Below are 23,613 nucleotides of genomic sequence, written 5' to 3'. Positions count from 1 at the left end.
ATTTTCTCCTTTGCATTCCCTTATCGCCTTTTGTTATTGCGTTTTTTGAGTATTCGTTTATTTTTTCTTTTATTCTGGATTCTGTAAATCGGCTTGTTGCTAAAAAACAAAATTCATTTGCGACACTCTTTTATCCATTACGATCATCCGTTTCGCAATTTATTTTACGGCGGTCCCTGGTCTTCCGATTAGCTATACCTTGAAATTCAACTTCGATTCGATAAAAGTCTTTCCTTCTTATTAAAACGCTTGCGCTCCATAAAGATCGAATCTGATCACCCCAGGATCAGGATCAAAAAAACAAGAGGACACCCGTCCCCTCGCTTGATTTGAATTCTTGGCATTAAATATTAACCCATTGAATACAAAACGGAACTTTCTGAAGTTCGCTTTCCTATATAATAGGATAAACAGATGGGAACCCGTAAATCCAGCTTTTCCGTTTCGTGCAGCCTTGCTTATATTGAAGTCTGCTTTTTCCTTACCGTGGAACCGCACCTGCCGGCTTCATCTCCAGCTTCATCTTCAGAAATCACAGACTTCAATTAAAACATTGCGTCCAGAAAATCCTGTTCTTCCTCCCCCTGTTTCAGCTGCCGGATCTGCTGCTCCAATTCCTCAATCGTCACTAACCGCTGCTGGATAAACGAGGATAAAGCGGCGATCTCCTCGCTTTCCTTCTGATTCAGAACGCATTGATACGTCACCTTCCCCAGCTGCAGCGTCGTCTGGAGGACCTCCTTTTTGCATTGTTTGATCGTCTTGCGGCGGTTGTAAATTTCGATCCGCAGATGAAAATGACGGCGAATCTTACTGATCCATTGAATTTCTTCTTTGTTTTCTTCCATGTTCCAGGCCTCCTCTTTCTCTAGGCTTATGCCGGCAGGATTCAGCTTATTCCGGCTTTTCCTTTCAGGGAAGGGGCTTTTATGATAGAATAGTGGCGGTGAAAAATATATGAGTGCAATTCGATTTGAGATTACCCATGTGTGCAAACAGTCAGGCGCCCGCTGCGGCATCCTGCACACGCCGCATGGCGACGTAGAAACGCCGATGTTTATGCCTGTCGGCACCTTAGCGACCGTTAAGTTTTTGTCGCCGGAGGAAATCAAGGCATTGGGGGCCGGCGTTATTCTGGCCAATACCTACCACTTGTGGCTGCGGCCGGGCGAAGACATTGTCGATAAAGCCGGCGGCGTCCAGAAATTCATGAACTATTCCGGGCCGATGCTGACGGACAGCGGCGGATTCCAGGTCTTTTCGCTGGCGGACCGGCGCAAGATCAAGGAAGAAGGCGTGACCTTCAAGAGTCATCTCGACGGTTCTACCTTATTTTTAAGTCCGGAAAAATCAATCCAGATCCAAAACAAGATCGGCGCGGATATCATCATGAGCTTTGATGAATGCGCTCCGTATCCCTGCTCCTATGATTACATGAAAAACAGCGTGGAACGGACGCTGCGCTGGGCCAAGCGCGGCAAAGACGCGCATCAGCGTCCGGAGGAACAGGCGTTGTTCGGCATCGTCCAGGGCGGAGAGTATCAGGACCTGCGCGAGATGTGCGCCAAAACGCTGGCGGAGATGGATTTCCCAGGGTATTCGATCGGCGGCACGTCCGTCGGCGAATCCAAGGAAACGATGTATAAGATGATCGATTACAGCGTCAAATATCTGCCGTGGGAAAAGCCGCGCTATCTGATGGGCGTCGGGTCGGTCGACGCGATTCTGGAAGGTATTCTGCGCAATGTCGATATGTTCGATTGCGTGCTGCCGACACGGATTGCCCGGCACGGCACGTTGATGACTTCCCAGGGCCGGGTTAACATTAAAAAGCAGGAATATGAAGAAGATTTCGGGCCGCTGGATCCGGAATGCGACTGCTACACCTGCAAGAATTACAGCCGTGCCTATCTGCGGCATTTGTTCCGCTGCAACGAAGGACTGGGCAGCCGTCTGATGTCGATTCACAATCTGCGGTTTTTGTTAAGTCTGACGGAACAGGCCAGAAAAGCAATCCGGGAAGACCGCTTTGGTGATTTCAAAGCGGAGCTGTTTAAGAAATATAATCTGAACAGCGTGGACTCGAGGGGGTTCTGATATGAAAACAAGCGAATTTGATTTTGAGCTGCCGCAGGAGTTGATCGCGCAGACGCCGCTGGCGAAGCGGTCAGCGTCGCGGTTGTTAGTCCTGCATCGTTCCACCGGCGCGATTGAACACCGGCATTTTTACGACATCGTCGATTATTTAAAACCGGGCGATGTTCTGGTGCGCAACAACACGCGCGTTATCCCAGCCCGGCTGTTCGGCACGAAAGAGGGAACCGGCGCGCACGTCGAGCTGCTGCTGCTGCGGCAGGAAGGCGATGAGTGGGAATGCCTGGTTGGCAACGCCAAAGTGGTCAAGCTGGGTACCATCATCTCCTTTAATGAAGGCGAGCTGAAAGCGGAATGCATCGGGATCGGCGAAAAAGGCCTGCGTCAGTTCCGGATGATCTACGACGGTATTTTCTATGAAATTCTGGAAAAGCTGGGCAATGTTCCGCTGCCGCCGTACATTAAGGAAAAACTGAATGATCCGGAGCGTTATCAGACGGTTTACGCCAAGGTTAAAGGTTCCGCCGCCGCGCCGACGGCCGGTCTGCATTTTACGCCGGAGCTGTTCGATCAGCTGAAAGCCAAAGGTGTCGAGGTTGAGGATATCACGCTGCATGTCGGTTTAGGCACGTTCCGGCCGATGGACACCGAGGATATCGCTGATCATCACATGCATTCGGAATTCTTCATGATGGATCAGGCCACGGCGGACCGGCTGAATCAGGCAAAAGCGGAAGGCCGGCGGATCATCGCGGTCGGCACAACCAGCTGCCGGACATTGGAAGCGATCATGAGCAAGTACGGCGAGTTCCGCGAATGTCACGAGGATACTGATATTTTCATTTTCCCAGGTTATTCATTTCAAGCGATCGACGGTTTGATTACCAATTTCCATCTGCCGAAATCCACGTTAGTCATGCTGGTGAGCGCGTTTGCGACCAAAGATCAGATCATGACAGCTTATCAGGCGGCGATCGACGAGAAATACCGGTTCTTCTCGTTCGGCGACAGTATGTTCATCGAATAGCTTATGGAGCAGAATAAACGACCGGCAAGTTCCAAACCGAAGATCAACTATTGGAAAATGAGCGTGGAGGAAATGGCGCGGATCGTGGCGGAAGGCCGGCAGCCGCGGCTGCTGATGCATGCCTGCTGCGCACCGTGCAGCGCGTTCCCGCTGGAATTTCTCAGCAGTGTATTTGAAGTCACGATTTATTACAACAATTCCAATATCTATCCAGCGGCGGAATATCAACGGCGGCTGGATGAATTGAAGCGCTATCTGAAAGAGGTCAATCCTACCTTACCGCATCCGGTCAAGCTGATTGTCCCACCCTACCGCAATGAGGAATTCACCGCACGGTTATCGGTCCTCAAGGATGTGCCGGAAGGCGGCGGCCGCTGCTTTCTGTGCTATGGCCTGCGGATGGACGAGGCTTACCGGTATGCCAGCGAGCATCACTTCGATTACTTCACAACCGTCATGACGATCAGCCGGCAGAAAGACAGTCAGAAACTGAACGAGATTGGACGGCAGTTGTCGCACAAGTATCCGGACGTACCGTATTTCTATTCGGACTTTAAAAAGAAAAAAGGCATTGACCGGGGGCAGGAATTATCGCGGCTGCATCAGCTGTATCGGCAGGATTACTGCGGCTGCCGGTATTCGTATGAGAAGCGTCAGGAAGACATAAAACGCAAAGCGGAAGAAACTTCATCTCAAATTGGATGAGGTTTTTTTATTCTCCTGCCGCTTTACGGTGAGTTTCCGAACGGCTTATCCAAGCCATAAACGCTGATCTTCACTGCTTCAGGATACTTTATTGAGAAATTGGCTTTTTCATTCCAAGCTCACAAAAAATATTCTGTGAACGGTTGTTTTGCCTGCCGGAAAGAGTCTATAATGAAAGCATTGGAAAAGTCCTTGGGCCTGTCTGCCGATCTTCGTTTTCTCTACCCGTTACAAAGATCAGATTCGACAGCCGGCCTGGTTAACGCATCGCACCGGTACTTCCGGATCAAGGAGATCGTATGAAATTAGAAATCAGCAAAGAAGAGCTGCGGAATTTTCTGCTGCACGCCACCGACGAACAGCTGGCGGAAATGATCGAGTTCATCCACCCGGTCGATATTCTGGAAGTCATCCACGAATATAAAGAGGATGAAGACGTCATCATGAAGCGGCTGCCTTCGGAAATCCTGGCCGAAATCGTCGATGAAGAAGAAGACGAGGAGAAATACGGCTTGTTGTCGCATTTCTCCGATACCGAACAGATGGTCATCCTCGAGGAAATGTCCTCCGATGAAATTACCGACCTGGTTTCCGTTTTGGATGAGGCGGAATCGGAAGATGTCTTAAGCAAGATGAACGTTGAAGACCGCCAGGAGGTCCGCGAGCTGCTGAGTTACGATGCCGATACTGCCGGCGGTTTGATGGCGACGGAATTTATCAGCTTATCCCAGCACATGAGCGTGCTGCAGACGTTGGAATATTTGCAGAAAGCGGCGCAGGACGCGGAAATGGCGTACTACCTGTACGTCGTCGATCAAAGCAACGTCCTGACCGGCGTCGTTTCGCTGCGGGAAATCGTCGCTCACAGTTTTGATACGCTGATCCGCGACATCGCCAACCCGAACGTCATCTCCGTCCCCGCCTCGACCGATCAGGAAGAAGTCGCGCGGATTTTCAGCAAATACAGCTTCCTCATGATGCCAGTTGTGGATGAGCACGATCACATCCTCGGCGTCATCACCGTCGACGACGTCATGGACATCATCGAAGAAGAAAACACTGAAGATATCCACCGACTGGCGCAGATCAACGAAGAAGAAAAAGTCGACGGCAGTTTGATTGAATCGTTGAAAAGCCGGCTGCCCTGGTTATTGATCAATCTGCTTACCGCCTTTCTGGCCTCGTCCGTCGTCGCGGTCTTTTCCGGAACGATCGAAAAAGTCGTCGCGCTGGCGGCGGTCAATCCGATCATCGCCGGGATGGGCGGCAACGCCGGCACGCAGTCGTTAACGATCGTCGTCCGCGGTATCGCGCTGGGTGAATTAACCGGCGACAATGCCCGGCGGGTCTTCTTCAAGGAATTCGGCGTGGGCATTTTGAGCGGCGTCAGCATCGGTCTGGTCGTCGCGCTGATCTGCGGCGTCATGCAGCAGAATCCGATCTTCGGGCTGGTTGTCGGCCTGGCGATGCTGCTGAACATGGCGTTTGCGACGATCGCGGGTTATGCCGTGCCGGTCATCCTCAAGAAAATCAACGTCGATCCGGCGCTGGCTTCGTCAGTCTTTGTGACAACCGTGACGGACGTTCTGGGTTTCTTCTTCTTCCTCGGTCTGGCGACGTTGTTTCTTCCGTATCTGATCTGACCCTCCAAAAACACTTTCACTTACGGCAGTCAATGAACTGCCTTTTTTGATCGCTTTGTGATATATTGGAAACCAGAAAAGGAGGGGAAACCGATGCTTCTGTGCTGTTCCCAGCGCACCGATCTGTGCGCGTTTTACAGTGAGTGGCTTGTCCGCCGCTTTCAGGACGGGCTTGTCGATATCCGCAATCCGTTCGCGCCCAACCAGGTGCTGCGCGTGGAGTTTTCACCAAGTCAGGTCGACGCGGTCATCTTCATGACCAAGAATCCGACGCCGATGCTGGATAAGATGGCTGTCTTCCGCGATTACGCGGTCGGTTTCCAGGTCACGGTGACGCCTTATGGTCCTGAGATTGAACCAGGCTTAACGGATAAGCGGCAGGTATTGGACAGCTTCCGCCAGCTGGCTGACTGGCTCGGCCCTTCTCACATGATTCTGCGGTATGATCCGATCTTCTTATCTCAACGATACGACGAAGCGTTTCACCTCCGGGCGTTTGAGCGCTGCTGCCAACAGCTGGCGGGTTCCTGCACGCAGATCATCATCAGCCATCTGGATCTCTATAAAAACACCCGGAAGCATCAGCGTGAACTGAACTGGCAGCCGGATTCTCTGGAGCGCTTTGCGGCATTAGCGTACCGGCTGGCTGAGATCGGCGCTCGTTACGGTATGCGGCTGCAGCTGTGCGCGGAGAATCTGGATCTGCGCGCTGCCGGCATTGAGAACCGCAGCTGCATCGATTCTGAATGGCTGCGGGCGCTGACCGGGAAAACGCTGGAATATCCGCTGACCCAGGCGCGGCCGCATTGTCAATGCCTGCAGGTCACGGACCTCGGAGAATACAACAGCTGTGCTCATCATTGCCGCTATTGCTACGCCAACTTCGACGAGGCGCAGATCGCCCGGCGGAGAGCGCTGCACGATCCGCAATCCACACTCTTAATCGGTCATGTACAGCCTGACGATCAAATCGTTATGAAAAAAAAGTCTGAACGGCAGCTGCGCCTGTTCTAGACTTTTTTATTATGCCAGCGTTTCAATTTTCGCTTGCAGCTCCGCCAGTGTGCCTTCAAACTCGCATTCCACCGGCCGGTTCTCCGTGTTTAACAAACAGTCGGTGATCAGCCAGCCTTCCATGCCCAGCGAACGGGCCGTCATGTCTTCTTTGACGTCGTTGCCGATCATGACGCACTGCTTCGGATCAAGATTCAACCGCTGGAGAATTTCTTCATAGTATTTCGGATTCGGCTTGCAATAGCGGCAGACCTCAAACGTTGTGATCCAGTCGAAATCGTTCAGGTCCAGGCCGGCCCAGCGGATCCGGTTTTCCGTCGCAATCCGCGGGAAGATCGGGTTGGTTGCCAAGACCAGCGTATAGCCTTTTTCTTTCATCCGTTTCACAATCTTATTCGCCAGCGGCGTCGGCGCACAGGCTTCGATCGCTTCGTTGAATTCGTTGCGGTAGTAGTCGAGGAATTCTTCTTCCAGCGTTTCATGATGCAGACCCGTCAACACATCGAAAATCTGCCAGAACACCTGTTCGTTCGTCGAGCGTCCGTCGTTGCCCACCATTGCCGCAGTGCCTTTCCAAATTGTTTCAACCAGCTGCTTCGGATCGATCTTCCCGGCCATCTTCTTCGCCAGGCGGGAAAAATAACTGTGGACAAATTGATCCTGATCCATCGGCAGCAGCGTGCCGTCCAAATCAAAAAAATAGGTTTTTTTCATCGTCAGATTCCTTTCGCAATGGCTCTATTATACACAAATTACCAATATCATAAAAGCGGACAATCGTTTTCGATTGTCCAATTTTCTGCTTATTTTCTACTCATTCGATCGGTCGTCTGAGCGGAACGTCGTTTTTGAATCAGCGCGGCCAGAATCGATGCGATGACAGCCGCGATGGCAACGATCAGCGCTTCCCGCGTCCGCCCTTCGATCAGAAAGTTTCCGATCAGCGTACCGGCCAAGACCGGAATGATCGAGCCGGCACCGCAGCAAAACAGAAAAACGGACCAGCGGACATCCGAAACCGCCGCCAGATAGGGCTTGACCACATTAGGCAGAATCGGCAGAAGAAACATCAGGAAACAGTAAAGCTCTTTATTTTTTCCCGCCAGCCAGTGATGGAAACGCTCCAGCGACCGCGAAATCTTCGATTCCGGCGACAGCTGACCGAGCAGCTTTTCCGCAAACAAATAGACAAGACCGTTGCCCAGAACCATCCCTGCCAGAATGACGAGCGAACCGAATAATGGGCCGTAACTGGCCCCGGCCGCTGCCTGCAGCGACAGCGCCGGGATCAGCGACGTGATCACCTGCACCATCTGAAGCAGGATCAAAAACAACACGCCTTTCAGCCCCAGTGCGCGGAAGTACAGCTGAATCGCCTGTTCGTCGCCGCTTTTCAATAACGCATTGACCGCCGGAAGAAAATCCAAGGCCGCCAGCACAAGCAAAAGTACCCCCGCAATCGCGGCGATCCCCTGCAGCCGGTTCCATTTTCGTTGCTTATTCATAAGAAAAAATCACCAGGGATCCCGGTGATTTAAAGATGAATGACTTCCTGCGTCGTTTTGACGATCATCGTAATATCAGCGCCTGTTACATCAAAATCAACGTCTTTCACCGTTAAGCTGATTTCCTTTAACAGTTTCTCTGCTTTTTTCTGCGCGAGTTCATTTAACTGTTTAAACTCAATTTTCATATCTAACACCTCGTTTCTATTTTACCATGAAAGGTCTGCTTTGAATATAGCGGAATTCTGACAAGTTTTGTCGAATTCTTAACTTTTTGTTTTCTTTTTGCCAATCGTTTATTCCACTAACCGTTTTATGAAGTTGCCCGTGATCTGCAAGCCCTCGTTAACGATGATGAAAGCTTTGGGATCCATCTGCGTAATCATCCGCCGCAGGTCGTTGACCTCGTCCTTGGACACGATTGTGACCAGCACCTCGGTTTCCGTCTGGGTGTACGCGCCCAAACCCTTCCAATACGTCACTCCGCGCACAAAATCCTTGAGGATCCGGCTTTTGATTTCCGGATTCTTCGTAAAGATCATCAGGCTCATCTCGATGTTCTGAAGATGAACCTTATCGAGCACAAACGAGTACACGGCAGCATAGATGATACTGTAAATCGCGATCGGCAAATCGAACAGGAACGCGCACAGGCAGTACACCAGCGCGTTGAACAACAGCTGGAGCTTGCCGACGCTGAACGATTTCCAATGCAGCGCGGCATACACGCCGACGATATCCGTTCCGCCGCCGCTGGCCCCGCTGACCAGTGTCATCCCGATTCCCAAAGCTCCGACAATCGCCCCGATGATGAGCGAAGCCAGCACGTCGTCCAGAATCGGGACGGCGGGAATCGGAATCAGCGAAAAGCAGACAGTCTGGGTAATCAGCGACAGCAGCGTCCCGAGAAAGAATTTGCGGCTTAATGAGCGGTAAGCCATAACGAACAGCGGCACATTGATCAGAAAGTTGATCACGCCCGCGATATCAAAACTGAAATTCAGGTTCATCCGGCTGACCAGCACCGTTCGGAAAATCTGCGACAATCCGACGATCCCGCCGTTATAGAGATTGACCGGAACGACAAAAAGATTAATCGAAGCCGCAAACAGCGCCGACCCGATCAGAATCATCGTGTAATCATAAGCTTGTGAATGGCGTTTCATGAATTGGTTCCTCCTGGTTTCCCCACGGATCCTCTCCTATTTTATATGAACTCGTGTAATTCTACCAGTCTATTTTTGACTTTTCATCTTTCTCTTTTATCTTGTTCATTTCCCGATCAAAATAATCGGGAACACACTTGTTTTATGGTATGATTAAAGTAAGCAAAGCAGGTGATTTAAATGGACGTCAAAGCGTTAACCTACTACGTCGCCATCGTCGATCAGAAAAGCATCAACAAAGCCGCTGAAATTCTTTACATCAGCCAGCCGGTTTTATCCCGAACCGTTCAGGCGTTGGAAGACGAGCTGGGCGTCCAGTTATTGATCCGAACTAATCATGGAATTGAAATGACCCCGGTCGGCCAGAGCTTATATTATTATGCTCATAGCATTCTTTCGCAATTTGACGAGATCGAACGGTTAAAGAAAACGTATCATGCGGTGGTGGAAACGCGCTTGTTGGTGTCGACGGCGATGCTTCTGCTTCAGGATGTGATCGTGCAGGACTATTTCAAAGCGGCTCCCAGCGATCACGCGGTCATTAACATTCAGGAAACCGGTATCGAGCAGGCGATCAAGAACGTCAGCGATCAGGTATCCGAGATCGCGATCATGACCTTGAACTCCGTGCAGCACCGGGTCATGACCCGGGTGATTAAAATTCAGGGATTACAGATGCACTCGATTAAGAAGGACGCGGTGTACGTCCATCTTGCCCAAACCCATCCGTTAGCCCAGCAAAGCACGATTGCCACCTCCGAGCTGTTGGACATGACCTATCTGCGGATGCCGCAGGATTTCTACACTCAGCTCAATTACACCTTCAAAGTCGGCGATCAGGAACTGACAAACTTCAAGAAGACCGTCACGATCAACAATTACCACACGATGATCAATCTGTTGAAGCACAGCAATTCATTCATGTTCGGCAACTGCTGGCAAGCGGCCGATCTCAAGAAAGGCGGCATCGCTTCTATCCCCTTGGAAACGGACAATGTGTACCGTCATTTAGTCTGGATCGAACGCCAGCGGCATACTTTATCTAACGAAGCCAAGCTCTTTCTGGACTTATTCTGTTCCTCATTAAGTGAATAATATTCCTTATAAAAAGTATAATTTCATAAAAAGTATAACCAGGCTATACCTTATTGATATTACACACTTACGAATTTTCCTCTTATAATAAGAATGTAAACATATTCTAGTTAAGAGGAGGAATATTATAATGAAGAAAAAAGCAATTCTCGGTTTCATGACCGGTGCGGCGATCGTCGCCGCTACGACAGGATCTTATGCAGCGTGGGATAGTCTTACTTTGAAGCAGACTGGTTCGACTACTATTAATGGTCTTAAGCCAATTACTTTAACTGCAACAAGTGACACTCCTATTACGCCAACTATGGAAAATAGAGATTTAAATGCAAATCCAGTAATAATAACTGACATACCAGTTACAGTTACAAATGCAAGTAGTACAAGCAAAGATTTGACGTTAACAACAAAACCAAGCGCAACTATTGATGGTAAAGATGTTAATGATTTACCTACAGTTGAAATCTTCGATGATAAAGATGCAAAGGTAGATTTGAGTACTACACCCATTACAAATGGTAACTACACCATAAAAGTAACTACTACCTTAACTGATGCCGATAAAACAAACGTTACGGATGGAGTTGTTTCAGTTACTGTTGATGCAGCTTTGGAAGAAAAAAAGTAAATAATACTAGCCATCTTCGGATGGCTTTTTTAAAAGTATCTTTGATTCTAACCTGAATACTGATAAAATAGAGATAACTGCGGGGATAGTAACATGGAGACAAAGAAAAAGTGGAGAGTTAAGCCGAAGATAGTAAATTGGATATTCCGATTTATATCTTTTGTTTTGTTCTGCTATATCTTGGGGATGTTGTTCTTTCCGGATACCATGATCAATCTGACCGGTTTTCAATTCTATACCGTATTGAGCGGAAGTATGGAACCGAAGATTCCAACCTATTCGCTGGTGTTATCCAAGAACATAAAATCGGATGATGAGCTGGTTCCCGGCACAATCATTACCTTCCATGCGAACCGGCTGGGTGAAGATACGGTATTGACGCATACTTTAGCCAAGACCGAAGTAGAATCGGATGGCCGGGTACGGTATTATACGCAGGCTTATGCTTACGAAGGTCTGGATGAATATCATACATACCGGCAGGATATCGTCGGCATCTATGTCATGCACGTTCCTTTCCTGGGAAAGATTGTGTTGTTCTTACAGAGCCAGTATGCTTGGTTCATCATTCCAATTGTGGTTGTCATCCTGTTCTTATCATGGATTGTGGAATTGTTGATGGAGCGCAATGAATTGATCGGCAAGCGCAACGCGGATAAGTTGACCAGCGATCTGAAAGAGATCGAACAGGCTGAGTTCACCTTCGACAGCACGACCATTCAGAATTCCTTCCTGGTTGTCAAAGGGCTGGTTATTTATAACGGACAGTGGCAGACACCGATTGCCCGGATCGACTTTATGAATGAAAAATATGAAATTCTCGATACGGCGTTGTTGTATCTGCGGCCGAAGAAATCCAAGCTGGAACACAAGCTGAAGTGGGTGGCAGTCGTCAAATATGACAAGAAGATTAAATATCAGGACGCGCATCTCTACTCGCTGGACTATCCGCTGAGTGAGAACGAGAAAAAGCAATTAAAGAAAAAGATCAAGAAAGAAAATCGCATGCTGAAAAAATCCAAACCGAAGGCAGTCTGAAAAAGGCTGCCTTTTCGTTGGATTCCAGTCAAAGGCTTAACGTCAGCCAGCGACTTCGTTTTCCTCCTCGACAAATTCATACATGTTCATTTCATCGAAATCACAGAATTCAGCGATCGTCATATTAAAACCTAACGCTAACTGATGAATTGTTGCGATTCCTGGATTCTTGGTATGACCTTTGATGATGTTCTCCAAGGTGGAGGTGCTGACGCCGGACATTTCAGATAATTTATAATATGAAATGTTACCTCTTTGTTTGCATAATTCCCGGATTCTTTTCGATATCAATGTTACGTATTCCATAGTTCAGCTTCCTTTCTTTTGTTTTTTGCGGTTCTATGATAGCAATATCGTTTCCCAATTATTCCCATATATGGGAATAGTATTTTTACAGGTAAGTGATTTTGAAAGAATTGCTGAAAAGGAGAGTGAAAAATTCACTTGATAACAAAAGAGAAGTAAGAATTTCACATGGTATTTATCAAGATAAAATGAGGTAAAAAATAAATTTATAATTTTTTCTTATTTCTACTAATTTCAATTAAATATGAATTACAACCTCTATCATAATCAATTTTCAAAAAGAAAGAATACAGTGTTTATTTAAAGTTTTTCTGGTATTTAATCTTTTTTGATATACATTTTTTTGATACACTCAAAATATTAGGAATATACGTAGAAACAGACTCCAGCAACGGCCGGACAAAAGAAAAACTCTGCTCGTCCCGAAATCATTGCTTTGGGAGAAGCAGAGTTAGATTGATATTGGATTATTCTTCGGTGATTTCCACCTTGGTCATGACGTCGCCGTTGCGCATGGCACGGACAGCGCCAAGGTTATCCGTCACCTGACCGAAGACTGTATGCACGCCGTCCAGATGCGGCTGCGGATCATGGCAGATGAAGAACTGGCAGCAGCCGGTGTCCTTGCCGCGGTGAGCCATCGACATCGCACCCGCGACATGCTTGTGCGGATTGTTTTTCGTTTCGCAGGGAATTGTGTAGCCCAGATCGCCCGCGCCGGTGCCGTAAGGACAGCCGCCCTGGGAAACGAAATGCGGAATGACGCGGTGGAAAGTCTTGCCGTTGTAATAGCCTTCCTTGATCAGCTTGACGAAGTTGGCGACGGTGATCGGCGCTTCGTCCGGATACAGCTCAAACGGAATTTCCGCTCCGTTGGCCATCGTAATTTTACCTTGAATTAAACCCATAATTTGTTCGCTCCTTTTCTTTCCTTCTTATTCTACTCTATTTTCAAAATCCTTGCATTAAGATTCGCAGGTCAGCCGGTACCGCACGACGATCTGCGGTGTACCCATATCTAATGTCTTTTCCACAGGCTCGGCCGTAAATCCGCAGTGTTCATAAAACTGGCGAGCCTGGACATTCGACTTGAGAACCCACAGGACAATTGTGGAATAGCCGCGCTGGCGCAACAGTTCAATCCCTGTCTGCATCAGCCGCTTGCCGATCCCCTGACGTTGAAACTGCGGCAACAGATACAGCGCCACGATCTCACCCAGCGGTTCACCGTCGTCTTCTTCCGTGCCGATCCGGCAGAAACCAACGATCTTGTCCGCCTGTTCTGCCAGCCAGATCTCAGCGCAGCCATTTCGCTTAAACGTTTCCAAGCTGCGCTGAAGGGTGCGGGTTTTCAGGAATTCGGGGTCGATCAGCCCGGCATACGCGGCCTGCCAGCTCAGTGCGTGAACTTCTGCCAGACCCTGGGCATCCTGCGGACTGGCTTGACGGATTCTCATGCGTCATCCCTCATTTCTTGGATTGGATATACGTCTGGACGTCTTGTTCAATCAAGGTAAACGGACGCGGACCGTTATCCAGGATCACGCTGTAAAAGTCCTTCTGATCAAAGCGATCCGACAGGGCTTCGCGGGCTTGATCGCGCAGCTGTTCCATCTTCATTTCGCCCACGCCGTATGGCAGCAGCACGCCCGGGTTGGCAACCAGCTGAGGATAAATCTGTGCCGCTGCGTCTTCATAGCCGAAATTGCTCAGATAGCTTGTCAGATCCGCTTCACTCCAGCCTAAGCCGTTCACCCCCATATCGCACAGGGATTGCAGATAGTAGCCGAACATCGCGTTGATCTGCAGGGCTTCGATCAGATTTTCATCGTCGAGGCCCAGCCAGCGGTAAGCTTCCAGCGCGATGATTTCCGCCCAGCCTTCCGCGTAGGCAGTTTCCGAAAGGACACGGCGGATTGGATGAGGATCGGTATTCTGAAAATAGTTATGTTGGTAACAATGTCCCGGAAAGCCTTCGTGCGCCAGCGTAGTCCACAGCGTTTCGGCCTTGTCGGCATAGGCGGGATTGACCTTCATGATATTTTCCGTTTCCTGATCCAGCGGCGGAATCAGATAGTAGGCAATCGTATTCTCGCTGGCGATACTGGCATCAAGGAAGCTGACGGTATAGCGGATCGAGGGAATTTCCGGCACCACTTCCGTCATTTTCTTTTCAAATTCCGCTAACAGCTCCGTTGCGTCGACGGTCGGGAATTCCACAGCTTCCAGCTTCTCCAGCAGGTTTGGATCCTGCTGGGCCAGCGCCTGCATGCGCTGCAGCTTCTGAATCAGGAAATTCTCCAGCTCGCTGGCCAGTTCCATGATCGTCTGATCGGTTCCGGTTTTGGCTTGCATCAACAGCTCGTAATAAGCGCGTCCCTGCTCACCATACGCCGCCGCCAGACCGCCCTGACCCTTGGCACTGCCGCGCAGGGCTTCCAGTTCTTCCCGGACATGACGGTAGCTTGGCAGATAGGTTTCCTTCATCAGCGTTTCATTTTCGTTGGCATAGCGCTGACGCTGCTCGTCGCTCAGGCTGTTTATCGCGTCCAGCTTTTCCTCAAAATTAACGATCAGGGCATTGTCGTCTACCTTTTCCACAAACCGGTCGATTTCCGCCAGCGTGCTGTCGAGGGTTTCATCCTGCAGGAAGTAGCCGCGCCGGGCCTGGTTTTGGGTATAGGTCAAGGCTTCGTTAAGATAGCGTTCTACATCCGCCAACAGCGTCAGATACAGCTGGACATCCTCTTCCGTTTCCATGCGGAACTCAAGGAAGTTCTGATTTAACGCGCCGATCAGGCCTTGGTTCGGCTCGAACAGAAATTGCAAAGGCATGTATTCGTTCATCGCTGACGTTTGTTTCAGATCGCGCTGCAGCAGCTGATAATTGAGCTGCTGGACGGCCGTGAGATCTTCCGGCTTGAATTTCTGTAAATTCTGCAGCGCGGCTTCGGTTTCCTGTTGATGGCGCAGTTCGTCGGCTTCGCTCAGACTGCCCAGCGTCACCGGTTTCTCACGGATGCCCAGAGCCGCGGGATCCGTCAGGGAAAAATGCAGCGTCAGGGCGTCCTGCGTCAGCTGGCGGCGGGTTTCCTCCATCAAGAATTCATCGAAAGCTTTCTGGACCTCCGTGGTTCCCGTCTGTGCTTGCGGCGCGGGACTCGCTTTTTTTGCGGAAAACAGCGAGCAGCCGCTGCCGGACAGGATCAGCGCGGATGCTGCCAGCGCCAGTCCGATTTTTTTCAGGTTCATGTTTTTCCTTCTCCTTTCGACGACGTCGGTTCGTCATCGTTAGTTTAGCATCAAAGCGGGCGGCGCATACGTGATCAGCGGCGCAGACTGACTTCGCTTAAATCCCAGATGGCGTCTGCCAGATCGGTGTAGAATTCTTTTTCATGACAGACCAGCAGCACCGTTCCCGGATATTCAGCAATCGCTTTGTGCAGCTCGTCCTTGGCGTCCTGATCGAGATGATTGGTCGGTTCGTCCAGAAACAGCACGTTGTACGGCGTGTTCAGCAGCTTGCACAGCCGCAGCTTCGCCTGTTCCCCACCGGACAGCACCATTACCTGACTTTCGATCTGATCGGTCGTCAAGCCGCACCGGGCTAACGCGCTGCGGATTTCATATTGGGAATAGGCGGGATAGGTCTGCCACAATTCCTCGATGCAGGTGCGGCGGATCGGCTCGGTGATTTCCTGTTCAAAATAGCCGATCTCCACATGCTCGCCCAGCTGGACGGAACCGCTGACCGGCGGGATCAGCCCCATCAGACTTTTCATCAGCGTAGTCTTACCCAGTCCGTTCGCGCCGGTAATCACCACTTTCTGACCCTTTTCCAGCACCCGGTTGATCGGTTTGGACAGTGGTTCGTCATAGCCGATCACCAGATCGGTTGTGGAAAAGATGACCTTGCCCGGGGTTTTCCCCATCTGAAAGCGGAACGTCGGCTTCGGCTTTTCCGCGCTCAGTTCAATCCGTTCCATCTTCGCCAGCTTCTTTGCGCGGGAATTCGCCATGCCGCGGGTCGCGACGCGTGCCTTGTTGCGGGCGACGAAGTCCTCCATCCGGGCAATTTCCTGCTGCTGACGCTGATACGCCGCTTCCAGCGCCAGCTTGTTCTGTTCGTACAGGCGGTGGAATTCGTCGACGTTGCCGACATAGCGGGTCAGCCGGCAGTTTTCCACATGGTAGATGAGATTGACGACCTCGTTGGTAAACGGCATATCGTGAGAAATCAGGATAAACGCGTTTTCATAGTTCTGCAGATAGGTTTTCAGCCAGCGGATATGCTGCTCATCGAGATAGTTGGTCGGTTCGTCCAGAAGCAAAATGTCCGGTTTTTCCAAAAGCAGCTTCGCTAACAGGATTTTCGTGCGCTGGCCGCCGGACAATTCGCTGACATCCCGGTCCAGTCCGATCTCGCTCAGCCCCAGCGCCTGGGCAACTTCCTCAATCTTGACGTCGATCTGATAGAAATCATGGTGTTCCAGCGTATCCTGCCATTCGCCGATCTGTTCCAGCAGCTCGTCCATCTCGTCTTCCGTGCAGTCCGCCATCTTTTCATAACCGGCTGTGATCTGTTTTTCGATATCGAATAATCCGGCAAACGCCTGTGCCAGGGCGTCATGGATCGTCATCCCCGGTTCCAATACGGCGTGCTGATCCAGATAACCGACCTTCACGTTCTTACTCCAGGTGATTTTTCCTTCCTCCGGTTCCAGCTTGCGCGTGATGATTTTCATAAACGTGCTCTTGCCCTCGCCGTTGGCTCCCAGCAGTCCGACGTGTTCACCTTTTAACAGGCGGAACGAGACATCTTCAAAAATACTGCGGCCGCCAAAGCTGTGGCTGCAATGTTCCAGCGTTAAAATACTCATAGTCTAACCCTTCCTTGTTTGATTTGATAAGATAACGGATTCAGTGTAACGAATGGCGGTGAGGTTGTCAATTCCAAGCGCGGATTTCAGCGTTTTTCTTGGACTTCAAAATAAAAGTTTGAAGACCTTACTGAATTTCAGCCGGTTTCAAACTTTTCAAATTTATTCGTTTTCTAGATCATTGTTCTAAAGTCCGCATCACCTCAGACGGAATTACAGTTGTTCACGCACCATCATCAAGGCATATCCAAGCAAATTCTGACCTTGCCACTTTTCCCTGTTCATTCTGTCAGGATCAGACATCGAAAGTCCGATGCCCCAGATCCGGTCTTTTACCGCACACTCTGCTAAAACAGCATCTCCTGTTGCCTTAAGTTGTTCTTTTAAATCCTCGTTCTGAGAAAATTTCGCAAGCAGGCCCTCATAAACCACGATCTGACGTATCCCATTCCAATGATGATCATCGTAATTGGACACATGTCTGCCAAGTTCTTTAATCCGGGCAACATCCTCCGTGGCCAGAATCTGTGCTGCCGCAGAATCATCGTGGAAGCAAACTGCTTTGCGGACCATCATAAACTGCTCCATCGAGGAGAATACACGATTCTTCACTATAAATCGGGAAGGATACCAATTGCTTAAATATCCATTTTCTTCGTCAGGGTTATGAAAACAAACAATTTTCATCATACTTCACCCACTTTCCGCACGGCCAAATCCAGGTCTAAATCATGCAGCCCGGAATATGCTTTCTTTAGGAAATCGAGCGGCACTTTCTCGATCACTTCCCAGCTCGGAATGTTGTAATACCATTGATAATACGCATAAAACTCGCCGATCCAATCGGGCATGAACCCGCCCAGAGCTTTACCTGCCTTCAAAGTATACTTTTCCGTTTTGATAAAGTATATCCACAATTCTTCGGCGCTCATTGTGTTGACATAGGCCATCGCTTCTTCAAACCTTTTTCTTGTTTTGCTTTTCATATACTGTTCGATAAAATCTTCTGGATCCTTATCCGGGTAGGAATGAGCTACAAAATCAAACAATTTTCCTTGACTTTCAACAACATCATTTAAATAATCCTCTGGATATGCTCGCATCATCATTCCTCCTCAAACAGCGTGCTGAACACCTTTGTAACCTTGTTTGCATCAGAATCAATGAGATCACGCATTTTCTGCCTTGCAGTTATATCCCGCTGAATCCTCGTTAATCAATGCTCTTGAGCACGGCCAGCTGGCGCTGCAGATCCGCGATCGTGATCTGCGAGGTGCGCACCTGTTCCAGCCAGTTTTCCACCTCCGGCATCTCCTGGTCTTCTTCCCGGGCTGACGCGTACGCCCGGCCGATTTCCATGTACGCCGTGTTCAACATCTCTTCCGTCGCTTTCAGCTGGCGTTTCAGTTCAATCTGACGCTTAGTCTGATCCAGCTTGTCCTTTGCCCGCTCCGTGCCTTTTTCCGCAGCCTGCGTCACATTCTGGACGAGCTTTTCCGCCTGTTTCTTGAAATCCATTTCTGATTCCTCCCTTACCGGTTTCTAAAGGAAAGCATTTCGATGAACAATGCGATGCCTCCCAGTATACAATATGCCGCAATCAGCGTCGTCAGCACGATCGCCGAGCTTAACGGACTGATCAGAAAACAAATGCCTGCAATCACCGAAAGCACGCCGCCCGCGATCGCCATGCCGGAACCCTCGACCCGGAAATAGTTCAGCTTCATCGCGTAATCGAGCTTATGAATTCCGATCACAATCGCGCTGACGCCCAAGAGGACGGCGAACACCGTGATGACCATTTCCGCATCGGCCCGCAAAAGCAAGACCGCGATCAACAGATCGAACAGCCCGCGGACAATCGTCAGACTTTGCCGGAACAGCGCGCTGGTCGACAGGTAGTCAAGGATTTCCACAATCCCGACCAGCCCCAGAATGACCGCAATTCCCCGCTCAATCCACAAGACGACCGACTGCGGACAGAACAACAGCACGATGCCGAGCACGACCAGAACCGCTGCCAGGACAAGCCCCAGCCGCCGCAGGGAACGCAGCTTGCGGTTGATTTTGTCCTGCATTTCATAAAAGCTTTCCTGATTGCCTGAACTAAAAATAAACATAAAACCGCCTCCGTTTTCATACAGCGTTATCTTTATTCTTCCATTATTCGCTTCTTTTCCCAGCTTGTCAACCGCGGCAGCCGGAATCGATCTCAGTCCGCTAACAGCGTGTCGATCAGATCTGCTACGCCTTCCTCACGGCAGCTTGCCAGCTGCGGCCAGCCGCGGTCTTTCAAGGTTTGCGAAGCGTTGGCGACGATATAGGGATGACCGACGATTTCCAGCATGCTCATATCGTTTTCGCTGTCGCCGACCGCGTACAAATCATTCACATCCAGATGCAGCTTATTGGCCAGGGCGCGCACCCCGACAGCCTTGGTCTGATGCTGATCATGGATTTCCAGCAGCTCGCCGCTGGTGCGGATCAGCTGCAGCCCCATCGTTTCCGGCTGCAGCGCCTGCCGCAATCGCCGCGGGGTTTCTTCGTCGGCGGCGTTGATAAACATCAACAGCTTGACGACCGCCCGGGGATCGACCGCATCGCGCAGCACCACGCGCGGATCCTTTAAAAATTCCAGATGGTCGATCTGCGCCTGCGGCATTGGCCGGTTGATCACAATTTCATCAAGCGTGTACGCAAAATAGGGAATCCCCAGCTGATCCATAACATCCATGCATCGTTGACTCCGCGCCCCGACGCATGCCAGCCGCTCAAACCGGCCGGTGGACGGTTCCGCCAGAATGCCGCCGTTGGAAGCGATGTGCCAGCCCTCCCGCATTTTCAACAGGGCGATCAGATCGTCAAACGCGCACGCGTTCTTGCCGCTGGCAAACACCAGCCGATGTCCGGCCGCCAGCCATCGCCGCAGCGCCGCTTCACTGCGGGGCTGAAGCTCCTTCATCGCTTCGATCAGGGTGTTGTCGATATCCAGAATCAACGTTTTTGACATAGCTTATTTCTCCTTTGATCTTCGTTGGAACAAGGTTTGTCCGTTGGAATTATTTTACCGTTTTTCCAGTAAATATGCTACACTATCCACAGAAAAGCGAGGTCTTCGTTATGATTCCCTTCCTATGTCCAGTCTGCCGCCGGCCGCTGACGCTGACGCAGTCTGTTTATCAATGTGAAAAACGCCACAGCTTTGACCTGTCGCGTTTTCATTACGTCAATTTAATCCGTTCATCGAAGAAAATCCACGGCGATAACGCGGAGATGGTCAAAGCCCGCACGCGCTTTCTGCAAAGCGGAGCCTACCAGCCGCTGAAAGATCAGTTAACGGAATTGATCCAGACGCTCAATCCCTCGTCCGTGCTGGATTCCGGCTGCGGCGAGGGTTACTATACGGAATTATGTGAAACGCTGAAAAGCTGCGAATGCTTTGGCATCGACTTATCCAAGGAAGCGCTGAAGCAGGCGGGGCGAAGCTGTCCTTCCGTTCGCTTCGCGGCGGCTTCGGTCTTTGAGCTGCCGCTGCCGGATCAGACAATCGACGTGATCTGGTCTTGCTTTGCGCCGCTGGCGATGGCTGAAAATGCGCGCGTGCTCAAAGATCAGGGAAAACTGATCGTCGTCGGCCCTGGCCAGCGGCATTTATGGGGCTTAAAAGAAGTCTTATACGATACGCCCTATCTCAATCCACAGGAAACGACCGTGGCCCCGGAGTTTGATCTGATTGACGAACAGACTTTACGTTATGAAATACAGCTGGAAAGTCAGGCGCAGATTCAGGATCTCTTTACGATGACCCCGTATTATTACAAGACTTCGATTGAGGATAAACAGAAGCTTGCCGTTTTGACGCAGTTGTCCACAGAGGTGGAATTCATCCTGCGGATTTACCAGAAAAAATCTGTCTGAGTACGAAAGCTTGAATCGACTGACAGTTAAAATTACCCGGGAAATAATCGAGGTGAGTTCAATATGAAAATTACGCTGGCCGCCGCACTCTCCGTCAACGGAAGCATTCCTCAAAACTTAAATAAAATCAAAGCCGTTCTGCGGGCGCATCCTGATCAGGATTTTGTCCTTTTCGGCGAGGCTTTTCTTCAAAGCTTTAACAGTCTGACTTTTGATCCGGATCATGACCGGCAATGGGCTGTCGATCACAGCGATGCGCCGATAGGCTGGCTGCGGGATCTGGCAAGAACGGTACATTCCGGCATCGGCGTCGGTTATTTCCGGTTTCATCAGGGGAAATGGACGAGCAATTATTTGATCATTTCCAATCAGGGGGAAATCCTGCTTGATTATGCGCGGATGTCGCCAGGCTGGAAAATCCGCGACGCTGATCCTCAGCTTTATAGGGAAGGGACGCAAAGCGGAATCTTCCGTTATCATGGGAAACAGATCGGCGTCCTGTTGTGCGGCGACGGCTGGACCAATGAAGTTGTTTCCGCAATGGCTTCGCGTCAGCCGGATCTGGTGTTCTGGCCGGTATACGTCTGTTTCCCTCTGACCGAATGGAAGCAGGAACAAGCTGAGGCGTATGCCCTTCAGGCCGGCAGCTTCGCAAAGCGGGTTGTGTTGGTCAACAATCTGGATACACCCGGTATTGAAGAACCAGCGCTGGGCGGCGCTTTCGATATTCAAAACGGACAGATTCAGGCTTCGCTGCCCTGGGCTCAGGAAGGATGTCTGACGTTGGAAATTCCGGAATAAAACTCCGGTTTTTTTTCTATGTCCAACCGTGAAATAAAATTTCATTTTAACTTGTATACAAGATGGTTGAACTTCTGGTGTAAACTTGCTACAATAGGGGCATAGAGAGGAGATTTCCCATGAACTTTGCAAATTATCCTGAACTGACCGACGCTGAGCTGAACGACGCGATTCATTATGCTGTCGAACAGGTACGCAGCGGCTTAAACGACTTCACCACCAGCATGAAGTATCCCAACAGCGTCAACAATTTTTATCCCCTGATGGACAATACCGAATGGACCAACGGCTTCTGGACCGGCGAGGTCTGGCTGGCTTATGAAGCGACGAAAGAAGAGTGCTTCAAGCAGACCGGCCTGACGCATGTCGAAAGTTTCTTAGACCGCGTCAACCGCAACATCGTCCTGGAACATCACGACCTCGGTTTCCTGTACTCCCCTTCCTGTGTTGCGGCCTATAAGCTGCTTAACGATGAAAAAGCCAAAGAAGCGGCGCTGAAAGCAGCGGATAAGCTGATCACCCGGTTCCAGGAAAAAGGCGGCTTCATCCAGGCTTGGGGTCCGTTAGGCGCGAAAGACAACTACCGCTTGATTATCGACTGCCTGCTCAACCTGCCGTTATTGTACTGGGCAACGGAAGTCAGCGGCGACCCGAAGTATCGTGAAATCGCGCTGAAGCACATTCATACGGCCTTAAGCGTCGTGATCCGGCCGGATTATTCGACTTATCATACGTATTTCTTCGATCCGGAAACAGGCAAACCGAGCCACGGTGTTTCCCACCAGGGCAACCGCGCTGAATCCGCCTGGGCACGCGGCCAGAGCTGGGGCGTCTACGGTCTGGCCATCAGCTACAAATATACCCGCAATCCGGAATACCTTGAGCTGTTCCGGCATGTTACGAAATACTTCATTGATCATCTGCCTAGCGATCTGATTCCGTACTGGGATTTCGATTTCACCGACGGCAGCGACGAACCGCGCGATTCCTCCGCCAGCGCAATCGCGGCCTGCGGTATGCTGGAAATGGCGAAATACGTGGATCAGGCGGAAGCTGATCAGTTGATCAGCGATGCCAAACGGATGATCAAAGCGTTGTACGATCACTGCGCCGTCAAGGATCCGAAGATTTCCAACGGTCAGCTGCTTAACAGCACCTATTGCCGCAGCACCCCGACCAACGGCTGCCGTCAGCACGGCGTCGACGAATGCTGCAGCTGGGGCGATTACTTCTACTTCGAAGCGCTCACCCGCTTAAGCAAAGATTGGGAAATGTACTGGTAATTAATCAATTTCACTTTCACGGCGTCCGTTCAAACGGGCGCTTTTTTTCTTACCTGCTGCGCGCAAATAAAAAAACCGTTTCCTCTCAGCAGTCCGCTGATTCGGATCCGGATTTTCTTTGTATGATTTGATTGAAATCCGCGGCCGCCTCAGATCGAGGTTTGCTCGATCAAAAGTCGGCGTTGGCGGTCAAGTTCCGCATTTTCCCTTTGGGTCTGATCCTGCCGCGCCGCCAGATGATCCAGCAGCGCCTGAACTTCATCCTCGGCGGTTTTAGCTTGGGCAAGAGCTTTCTCTATCCGCTCCTGAACTGCCCAGTCCGTAATGAAGTTATCAAACAGAAGATCCAGGATCCGCAAAAATGGATCCACCGTTAACTCCAGCGATGTATGGATATCCACATCGGTCAGCTCGCTTTCAAAGCAGCGCAGCTGATCCTCCAGCTGCTGGGCCAGCTGCTGCGCTTCCTCCAGCCGGCTATGCTTGACAAAACCAGTCATCATTCCGCCGCCG

The 23,613-nt window shown here is 50.4% G+C and carries 26 protein-coding genes and 1 pseudogene; 11 read left to right on the top strand and 16 right to left on the bottom strand.

Annotation, left to right across the window (positions count from 1 at the left end; all coding sequences use genetic code 11):
* Positions 1–545: 545 nt before the first annotated feature.
* Positions 546–848 carry a hypothetical protein gene (locus tag HOLDEFILI_RS12675; protein ID WP_039864998.1) on the bottom strand — a complete coding sequence of 101 codons (303 nt, stop codon included), beginning with the start codon at positions 846–848 and terminating at the stop codon, positions 546–548.
* Between the two features lie 109 nt (positions 849–957).
* On the opposite strand from HOLDEFILI_RS12675, the gene tgt reads away from it, so the two are divergent.
* The 5 genes from tgt (at position 958) to HOLDEFILI_RS12650 (ending at position 6,483) form a co-directional block, all read left to right on the top strand.
* Positions 958–2,097 (top strand): tRNA guanosine(34) transglycosylase Tgt, encoded by a 1,140-nt coding sequence (gene tgt / locus HOLDEFILI_RS12670; protein WP_039864997.1) that lies wholly within the window; start codon positions 958–960, stop codon positions 2,095–2,097.
* A 1-nt stretch (position 2,098) separates the two neighbouring features.
* A complete protein-coding gene (queA, locus tag HOLDEFILI_RS12665; protein ID WP_006060142.1) occupies positions 2,099–3,121 on the top strand; it encodes a tRNA preQ1(34) S-adenosylmethionine ribosyltransferase-isomerase QueA in 1,023 nt (340 codons plus the stop codon).
* A gap of 3 nt (positions 3,122–3,124) precedes the next feature.
* Positions 3,125–3,826, top strand: coding sequence for an epoxyqueuosine reductase QueH (locus HOLDEFILI_RS12660; RefSeq protein WP_006060141.1), 702 nt, complete (start codon positions 3,125–3,127; stop codon positions 3,824–3,826).
* A gap of 299 nt (positions 3,827–4,125) precedes the next feature.
* Positions 4,126–5,469, top strand: a complete 1,344-nt coding sequence (gene mgtE / locus HOLDEFILI_RS12655) for a magnesium transporter (RefSeq protein WP_006060139.1) — start codon at positions 4,126–4,128, stop codon at positions 5,467–5,469.
* 93 nt (positions 5,470–5,562) lie between these two features.
* On the top strand, positions 5,563–6,483 hold the full coding sequence (locus HOLDEFILI_RS12650) for a DUF1848 domain-containing protein (protein ID WP_039864995.1): 921 nt from the start codon (positions 5,563–5,565) through the stop codon (positions 6,481–6,483).
* A 9-nt stretch (positions 6,484–6,492) separates the two neighbouring features.
* Here the strand turns inward: HOLDEFILI_RS12650 and HOLDEFILI_RS12645 are convergent, their stop codons facing one another.
* The 4 genes from HOLDEFILI_RS12645 to HOLDEFILI_RS12635 all read right to left on the bottom strand — a co-directional run bounded on the left by HOLDEFILI_RS12645 (position 6,493) and on the right by HOLDEFILI_RS12635 (position 9,154).
* Positions 6,493–7,197, bottom strand: coding sequence for an HAD family hydrolase (locus tag HOLDEFILI_RS12645; protein WP_006060137.1), 705 nt, complete (start codon positions 7,195–7,197; stop codon positions 6,493–6,495).
* Positions 7,198–7,286: 89 nt separating this feature from the next.
* Positions 7,287–7,988 carry a TVP38/TMEM64 family protein gene (locus HOLDEFILI_RS12640; protein WP_006060136.1) on the bottom strand — a complete coding sequence of 234 codons (702 nt, stop codon included), beginning with the start codon at positions 7,986–7,988 and terminating at the stop codon, positions 7,287–7,289.
* Positions 7,989–8,017: 29 nt separating this feature from the next.
* Positions 8,018–8,176: a hypothetical protein gene (locus tag HOLDEFILI_RS19850; RefSeq protein ID WP_006060135.1), complete on the bottom strand. Its 159-nt coding sequence runs from the start codon at positions 8,174–8,176 to the stop codon at positions 8,018–8,020.
* 108 nt (positions 8,177–8,284) lie between these two features.
* Positions 8,285–9,154, bottom strand: coding sequence for a YitT family protein (locus HOLDEFILI_RS12635; RefSeq protein WP_006060134.1), 870 nt, complete (start codon positions 9,152–9,154; stop codon positions 8,285–8,287).
* A gap of 180 nt (positions 9,155–9,334) precedes the next feature.
* Between HOLDEFILI_RS12635 and HOLDEFILI_RS12630 the strand changes: the two genes are divergently transcribed.
* The 3 genes from HOLDEFILI_RS12630 to HOLDEFILI_RS18515 all read left to right on the top strand — a co-directional run bounded on the left by HOLDEFILI_RS12630 (position 9,335) and on the right by HOLDEFILI_RS18515 (position 11,912).
* The gene (locus tag HOLDEFILI_RS12630; protein ID WP_006060133.1) at positions 9,335–10,249 is read left to right on the top strand and encodes a LysR family transcriptional regulator; all 915 of its coding nucleotides are present in this window, start codon (positions 9,335–9,337) and stop codon (positions 10,247–10,249) included.
* A 130-nt stretch (positions 10,250–10,379) separates the two neighbouring features.
* Entirely contained in the window at positions 10,380–10,874 is a 495-nt protein-coding gene (locus HOLDEFILI_RS12625; RefSeq protein WP_006060132.1) for a hypothetical protein, read from the top strand.
* A 255-nt stretch (positions 10,875–11,129) separates the two neighbouring features.
* Positions 11,130–11,912, top strand: coding sequence for a hypothetical protein (locus HOLDEFILI_RS18515; protein ID WP_156788941.1), 783 nt, complete (start codon positions 11,130–11,132; stop codon positions 11,910–11,912).
* A 42-nt stretch (positions 11,913–11,954) separates the two neighbouring features.
* Here the strand turns inward: HOLDEFILI_RS18515 and HOLDEFILI_RS12615 are convergent, their stop codons facing one another.
* The 10 genes from HOLDEFILI_RS12615 to HOLDEFILI_RS12570 form a co-directional block, all read right to left on the bottom strand.
* Positions 11,955–12,218: a helix-turn-helix domain-containing protein gene (locus tag HOLDEFILI_RS12615; protein ID WP_006060130.1), complete on the bottom strand. Its 264-nt coding sequence runs from the start codon at positions 12,216–12,218 to the stop codon at positions 11,955–11,957.
* Between the two features lie 467 nt (positions 12,219–12,685).
* Positions 12,686–13,126, bottom strand: a complete 441-nt coding sequence (locus tag HOLDEFILI_RS12610; RefSeq protein ID WP_006060129.1) for a peptidylprolyl isomerase — start codon at positions 13,124–13,126, stop codon at positions 12,686–12,688.
* Between the two features lie 57 nt (positions 13,127–13,183).
* The gene (locus HOLDEFILI_RS12605; protein WP_006060128.1) at positions 13,184–13,675 is read right to left on the bottom strand and encodes a GNAT family N-acetyltransferase; all 492 of its coding nucleotides are present in this window, start codon (positions 13,673–13,675) and stop codon (positions 13,184–13,186) included.
* A 10-nt stretch (positions 13,676–13,685) separates the two neighbouring features.
* A complete protein-coding gene (locus HOLDEFILI_RS12600) occupies positions 13,686–15,470 on the bottom strand; it encodes a DUF885 domain-containing protein (protein WP_006060127.1) in 1,785 nt (594 codons plus the stop codon).
* A gap of 74 nt (positions 15,471–15,544) precedes the next feature.
* Positions 15,545–17,098, bottom strand: a complete 1,554-nt coding sequence (locus HOLDEFILI_RS12595; RefSeq protein ID WP_006060126.1) for an ABC-F family ATP-binding cassette domain-containing protein — start codon at positions 17,096–17,098, stop codon at positions 15,545–15,547.
* A gap of 213 nt (positions 17,099–17,311) precedes the next feature.
* Entirely contained in the window at positions 17,312–17,788 is a 477-nt protein-coding gene (locus HOLDEFILI_RS12590) for an NADAR family protein (RefSeq protein WP_006060124.1), read from the bottom strand.
* Positions 17,785–18,204 carry a hypothetical protein gene (locus tag HOLDEFILI_RS12585; RefSeq protein ID WP_244264330.1) on the bottom strand — a complete coding sequence of 140 codons (420 nt, stop codon included), beginning with the start codon at positions 18,202–18,204 and terminating at the stop codon, positions 17,785–17,787. The genes HOLDEFILI_RS12590 and HOLDEFILI_RS12585 overlap by 4 nt, the downstream gene beginning before the upstream one ends.
* Before the next feature lie 106 nt (positions 18,205–18,310).
* Positions 18,311–18,616: a hypothetical protein gene (locus HOLDEFILI_RS12580; protein ID WP_006060122.1), complete on the bottom strand. Its 306-nt coding sequence runs from the start codon at positions 18,614–18,616 to the stop codon at positions 18,311–18,313.
* A gap of 14 nt (positions 18,617–18,630) precedes the next feature.
* Positions 18,631–19,218: an HdeD family acid-resistance protein gene (locus tag HOLDEFILI_RS12575; RefSeq protein ID WP_006060121.1), complete on the bottom strand. Its 588-nt coding sequence runs from the start codon at positions 19,216–19,218 to the stop codon at positions 18,631–18,633.
* Positions 19,219–19,310: 92 nt separating this feature from the next.
* Complete coding sequence (locus HOLDEFILI_RS12570; RefSeq protein ID WP_006060120.1) at positions 19,311–20,108, bottom strand: HAD-IIB family hydrolase; 798 nt, start codon at positions 20,106–20,108, stop codon at positions 19,311–19,313.
* 110 nt (positions 20,109–20,218) lie between these two features.
* Here HOLDEFILI_RS12570 and HOLDEFILI_RS12565 point away from each other — a divergent pair, with 110 nt between their 5' ends.
* The 3 genes from HOLDEFILI_RS12565 (at position 20,219) to HOLDEFILI_RS12555 (ending at position 23,100) form a co-directional block, all read left to right on the top strand.
* Positions 20,219–21,016 (top strand): methyltransferase domain-containing protein, encoded by a 798-nt coding sequence (locus HOLDEFILI_RS12565; RefSeq protein ID WP_039864994.1) that lies wholly within the window; start codon positions 20,219–20,221, stop codon positions 21,014–21,016.
* Positions 21,017–21,079: 63 nt separating this feature from the next.
* Complete coding sequence (locus HOLDEFILI_RS12560) at positions 21,080–21,817, top strand: carbon-nitrogen hydrolase family protein (RefSeq protein ID WP_006060118.1); 738 nt, start codon at positions 21,080–21,082, stop codon at positions 21,815–21,817.
* Between the two features lie 119 nt (positions 21,818–21,936).
* Entirely contained in the window at positions 21,937–23,100 is a 1,164-nt protein-coding gene (locus HOLDEFILI_RS12555) for a glycoside hydrolase family 88 protein (protein WP_006060117.1), read from the top strand.
* Positions 23,101–23,249: 149 nt separating this feature from the next.
* Here HOLDEFILI_RS12555 and HOLDEFILI_RS12550 read toward each other — a convergent pair.
* A pseudogene (locus HOLDEFILI_RS12550) lies at positions 23,250–23,613 on the bottom strand (hypothetical protein); the annotation flags it as partial.

Source organism: Holdemania filiformis DSM 12042 (genome assembly GCF_000157995.1).
Classification (GTDB): domain Bacteria; phylum Bacillota_I; class Bacilli_A; order Erysipelotrichales; family Erysipelotrichaceae; genus Holdemania; species Holdemania filiformis.
The sequence above is the reverse complement of the archived record's forward strand: the minus strand, read 5'-3'. Positions and strand labels throughout refer to the sequence as shown.

What these genes read in the sequence shown, in the direction of transcription:
- HOLDEFILI_RS12575 (WP_006060121.1), bottom strand. Translation starts at nt 19,218, where the DNA reads ATGTTTATTTTTAGTTCAGGCAATCAGGAAAGCTTTTATGAAATGCAG.
- queA (WP_006060142.1), top strand. Translation starts at nt 2,099, where the DNA reads ATGAAAACAAGCGAATTTGATTTTGAGCTGCCGCAGGAGTTGATCGCG.
- HOLDEFILI_RS12645 (WP_006060137.1), bottom strand. Translation starts at nt 7,197, where the DNA reads ATGAAAAAAACCTATTTTTTTGATTTGGACGGCACGCTGCTGCCGATG.
- HOLDEFILI_RS12625 (WP_006060132.1), top strand. Translation starts at nt 10,380, where the DNA reads ATGAAGAAAAAAGCAATTCTCGGTTTCATGACCGGTGCGGCGATCGTC.
- HOLDEFILI_RS12595 (WP_006060126.1), bottom strand. Translation starts at nt 17,098, where the DNA reads ATGAGTATTTTAACGCTGGAACATTGCAGCCACAGCTTTGGCGGCCGC.
- HOLDEFILI_RS12610 (WP_006060129.1), bottom strand. Translation starts at nt 13,126, where the DNA reads ATGGGTTTAATTCAAGGTAAAATTACGATGGCCAACGGAGCGGAAATT.
- HOLDEFILI_RS12590 (WP_006060124.1), bottom strand. Translation starts at nt 17,788, where the DNA reads ATGATGAAAATTGTTTGTTTTCATAACCCTGACGAAGAAAATGGATAT.
- HOLDEFILI_RS12660 (WP_006060141.1), top strand. Translation starts at nt 3,125, where the DNA reads ATGGAGCAGAATAAACGACCGGCAAGTTCCAAACCGAAGATCAACTAT.
- HOLDEFILI_RS12615 (WP_006060130.1), bottom strand. Translation starts at nt 12,218, where the DNA reads ATGGAATACGTAACATTGATATCGAAAAGAATCCGGGAATTATGCAAA.
- HOLDEFILI_RS19850 (WP_006060135.1), bottom strand. Translation starts at nt 8,176, where the DNA reads ATGAAAATTGAGTTTAAACAGTTAAATGAACTCGCGCAGAAAAAAGCA.
- HOLDEFILI_RS12585 (WP_244264330.1), bottom strand. Translation starts at nt 18,204, where the DNA reads ATGATGCGAGCATATCCAGAGGATTATTTAAATGATGTTGTTGAAAGT.
- HOLDEFILI_RS12555 (WP_006060117.1), top strand. Translation starts at nt 21,937, where the DNA reads ATGAACTTTGCAAATTATCCTGAACTGACCGACGCTGAGCTGAACGAC.
- HOLDEFILI_RS18515 (WP_156788941.1), top strand. Translation starts at nt 11,130, where the DNA reads ATGGAACCGAAGATTCCAACCTATTCGCTGGTGTTATCCAAGAACATA.
- HOLDEFILI_RS12560 (WP_006060118.1), top strand. Translation starts at nt 21,080, where the DNA reads ATGAAAATTACGCTGGCCGCCGCACTCTCCGTCAACGGAAGCATTCCT.
- HOLDEFILI_RS12580 (WP_006060122.1), bottom strand. Translation starts at nt 18,616, where the DNA reads ATGGATTTCAAGAAACAGGCGGAAAAGCTCGTCCAGAATGTGACGCAG.
- HOLDEFILI_RS12565 (WP_039864994.1), top strand. Translation starts at nt 20,219, where the DNA reads ATGATTCCCTTCCTATGTCCAGTCTGCCGCCGGCCGCTGACGCTGACG.
- HOLDEFILI_RS12635 (WP_006060134.1), bottom strand. Translation starts at nt 9,154, where the DNA reads ATGAAACGCCATTCACAAGCTTATGATTACACGATGATTCTGATCGGG.
- HOLDEFILI_RS12605 (WP_006060128.1), bottom strand. Translation starts at nt 13,675, where the DNA reads ATGAGAATCCGTCAAGCCAGTCCGCAGGATGCCCAGGGTCTGGCAGAA.
- HOLDEFILI_RS12600 (WP_006060127.1), bottom strand. Translation starts at nt 15,470, where the DNA reads ATGAACCTGAAAAAAATCGGACTGGCGCTGGCAGCATCCGCGCTGATC.
- HOLDEFILI_RS12630 (WP_006060133.1), top strand. Translation starts at nt 9,335, where the DNA reads ATGGACGTCAAAGCGTTAACCTACTACGTCGCCATCGTCGATCAGAAA.
- HOLDEFILI_RS12640 (WP_006060136.1), bottom strand. Translation starts at nt 7,988, where the DNA reads ATGAATAAGCAACGAAAATGGAACCGGCTGCAGGGGATCGCCGCGATT.
- tgt (WP_039864997.1), top strand. Translation starts at nt 958, where the DNA reads ATGAGTGCAATTCGATTTGAGATTACCCATGTGTGCAAACAGTCAGGC.
- HOLDEFILI_RS12570 (WP_006060120.1), bottom strand. Translation starts at nt 20,108, where the DNA reads ATGTCAAAAACGTTGATTCTGGATATCGACAACACCCTGATCGAAGCG.
- HOLDEFILI_RS12675 (WP_039864998.1), bottom strand. Translation starts at nt 848, where the DNA reads ATGGAAGAAAACAAAGAAGAAATTCAATGGATCAGTAAGATTCGCCGT.
- HOLDEFILI_RS12650 (WP_039864995.1), top strand. Translation starts at nt 5,563, where the DNA reads ATGCTTCTGTGCTGTTCCCAGCGCACCGATCTGTGCGCGTTTTACAGT.
- mgtE (WP_006060139.1), top strand. Translation starts at nt 4,126, where the DNA reads ATGAAATTAGAAATCAGCAAAGAAGAGCTGCGGAATTTTCTGCTGCAC.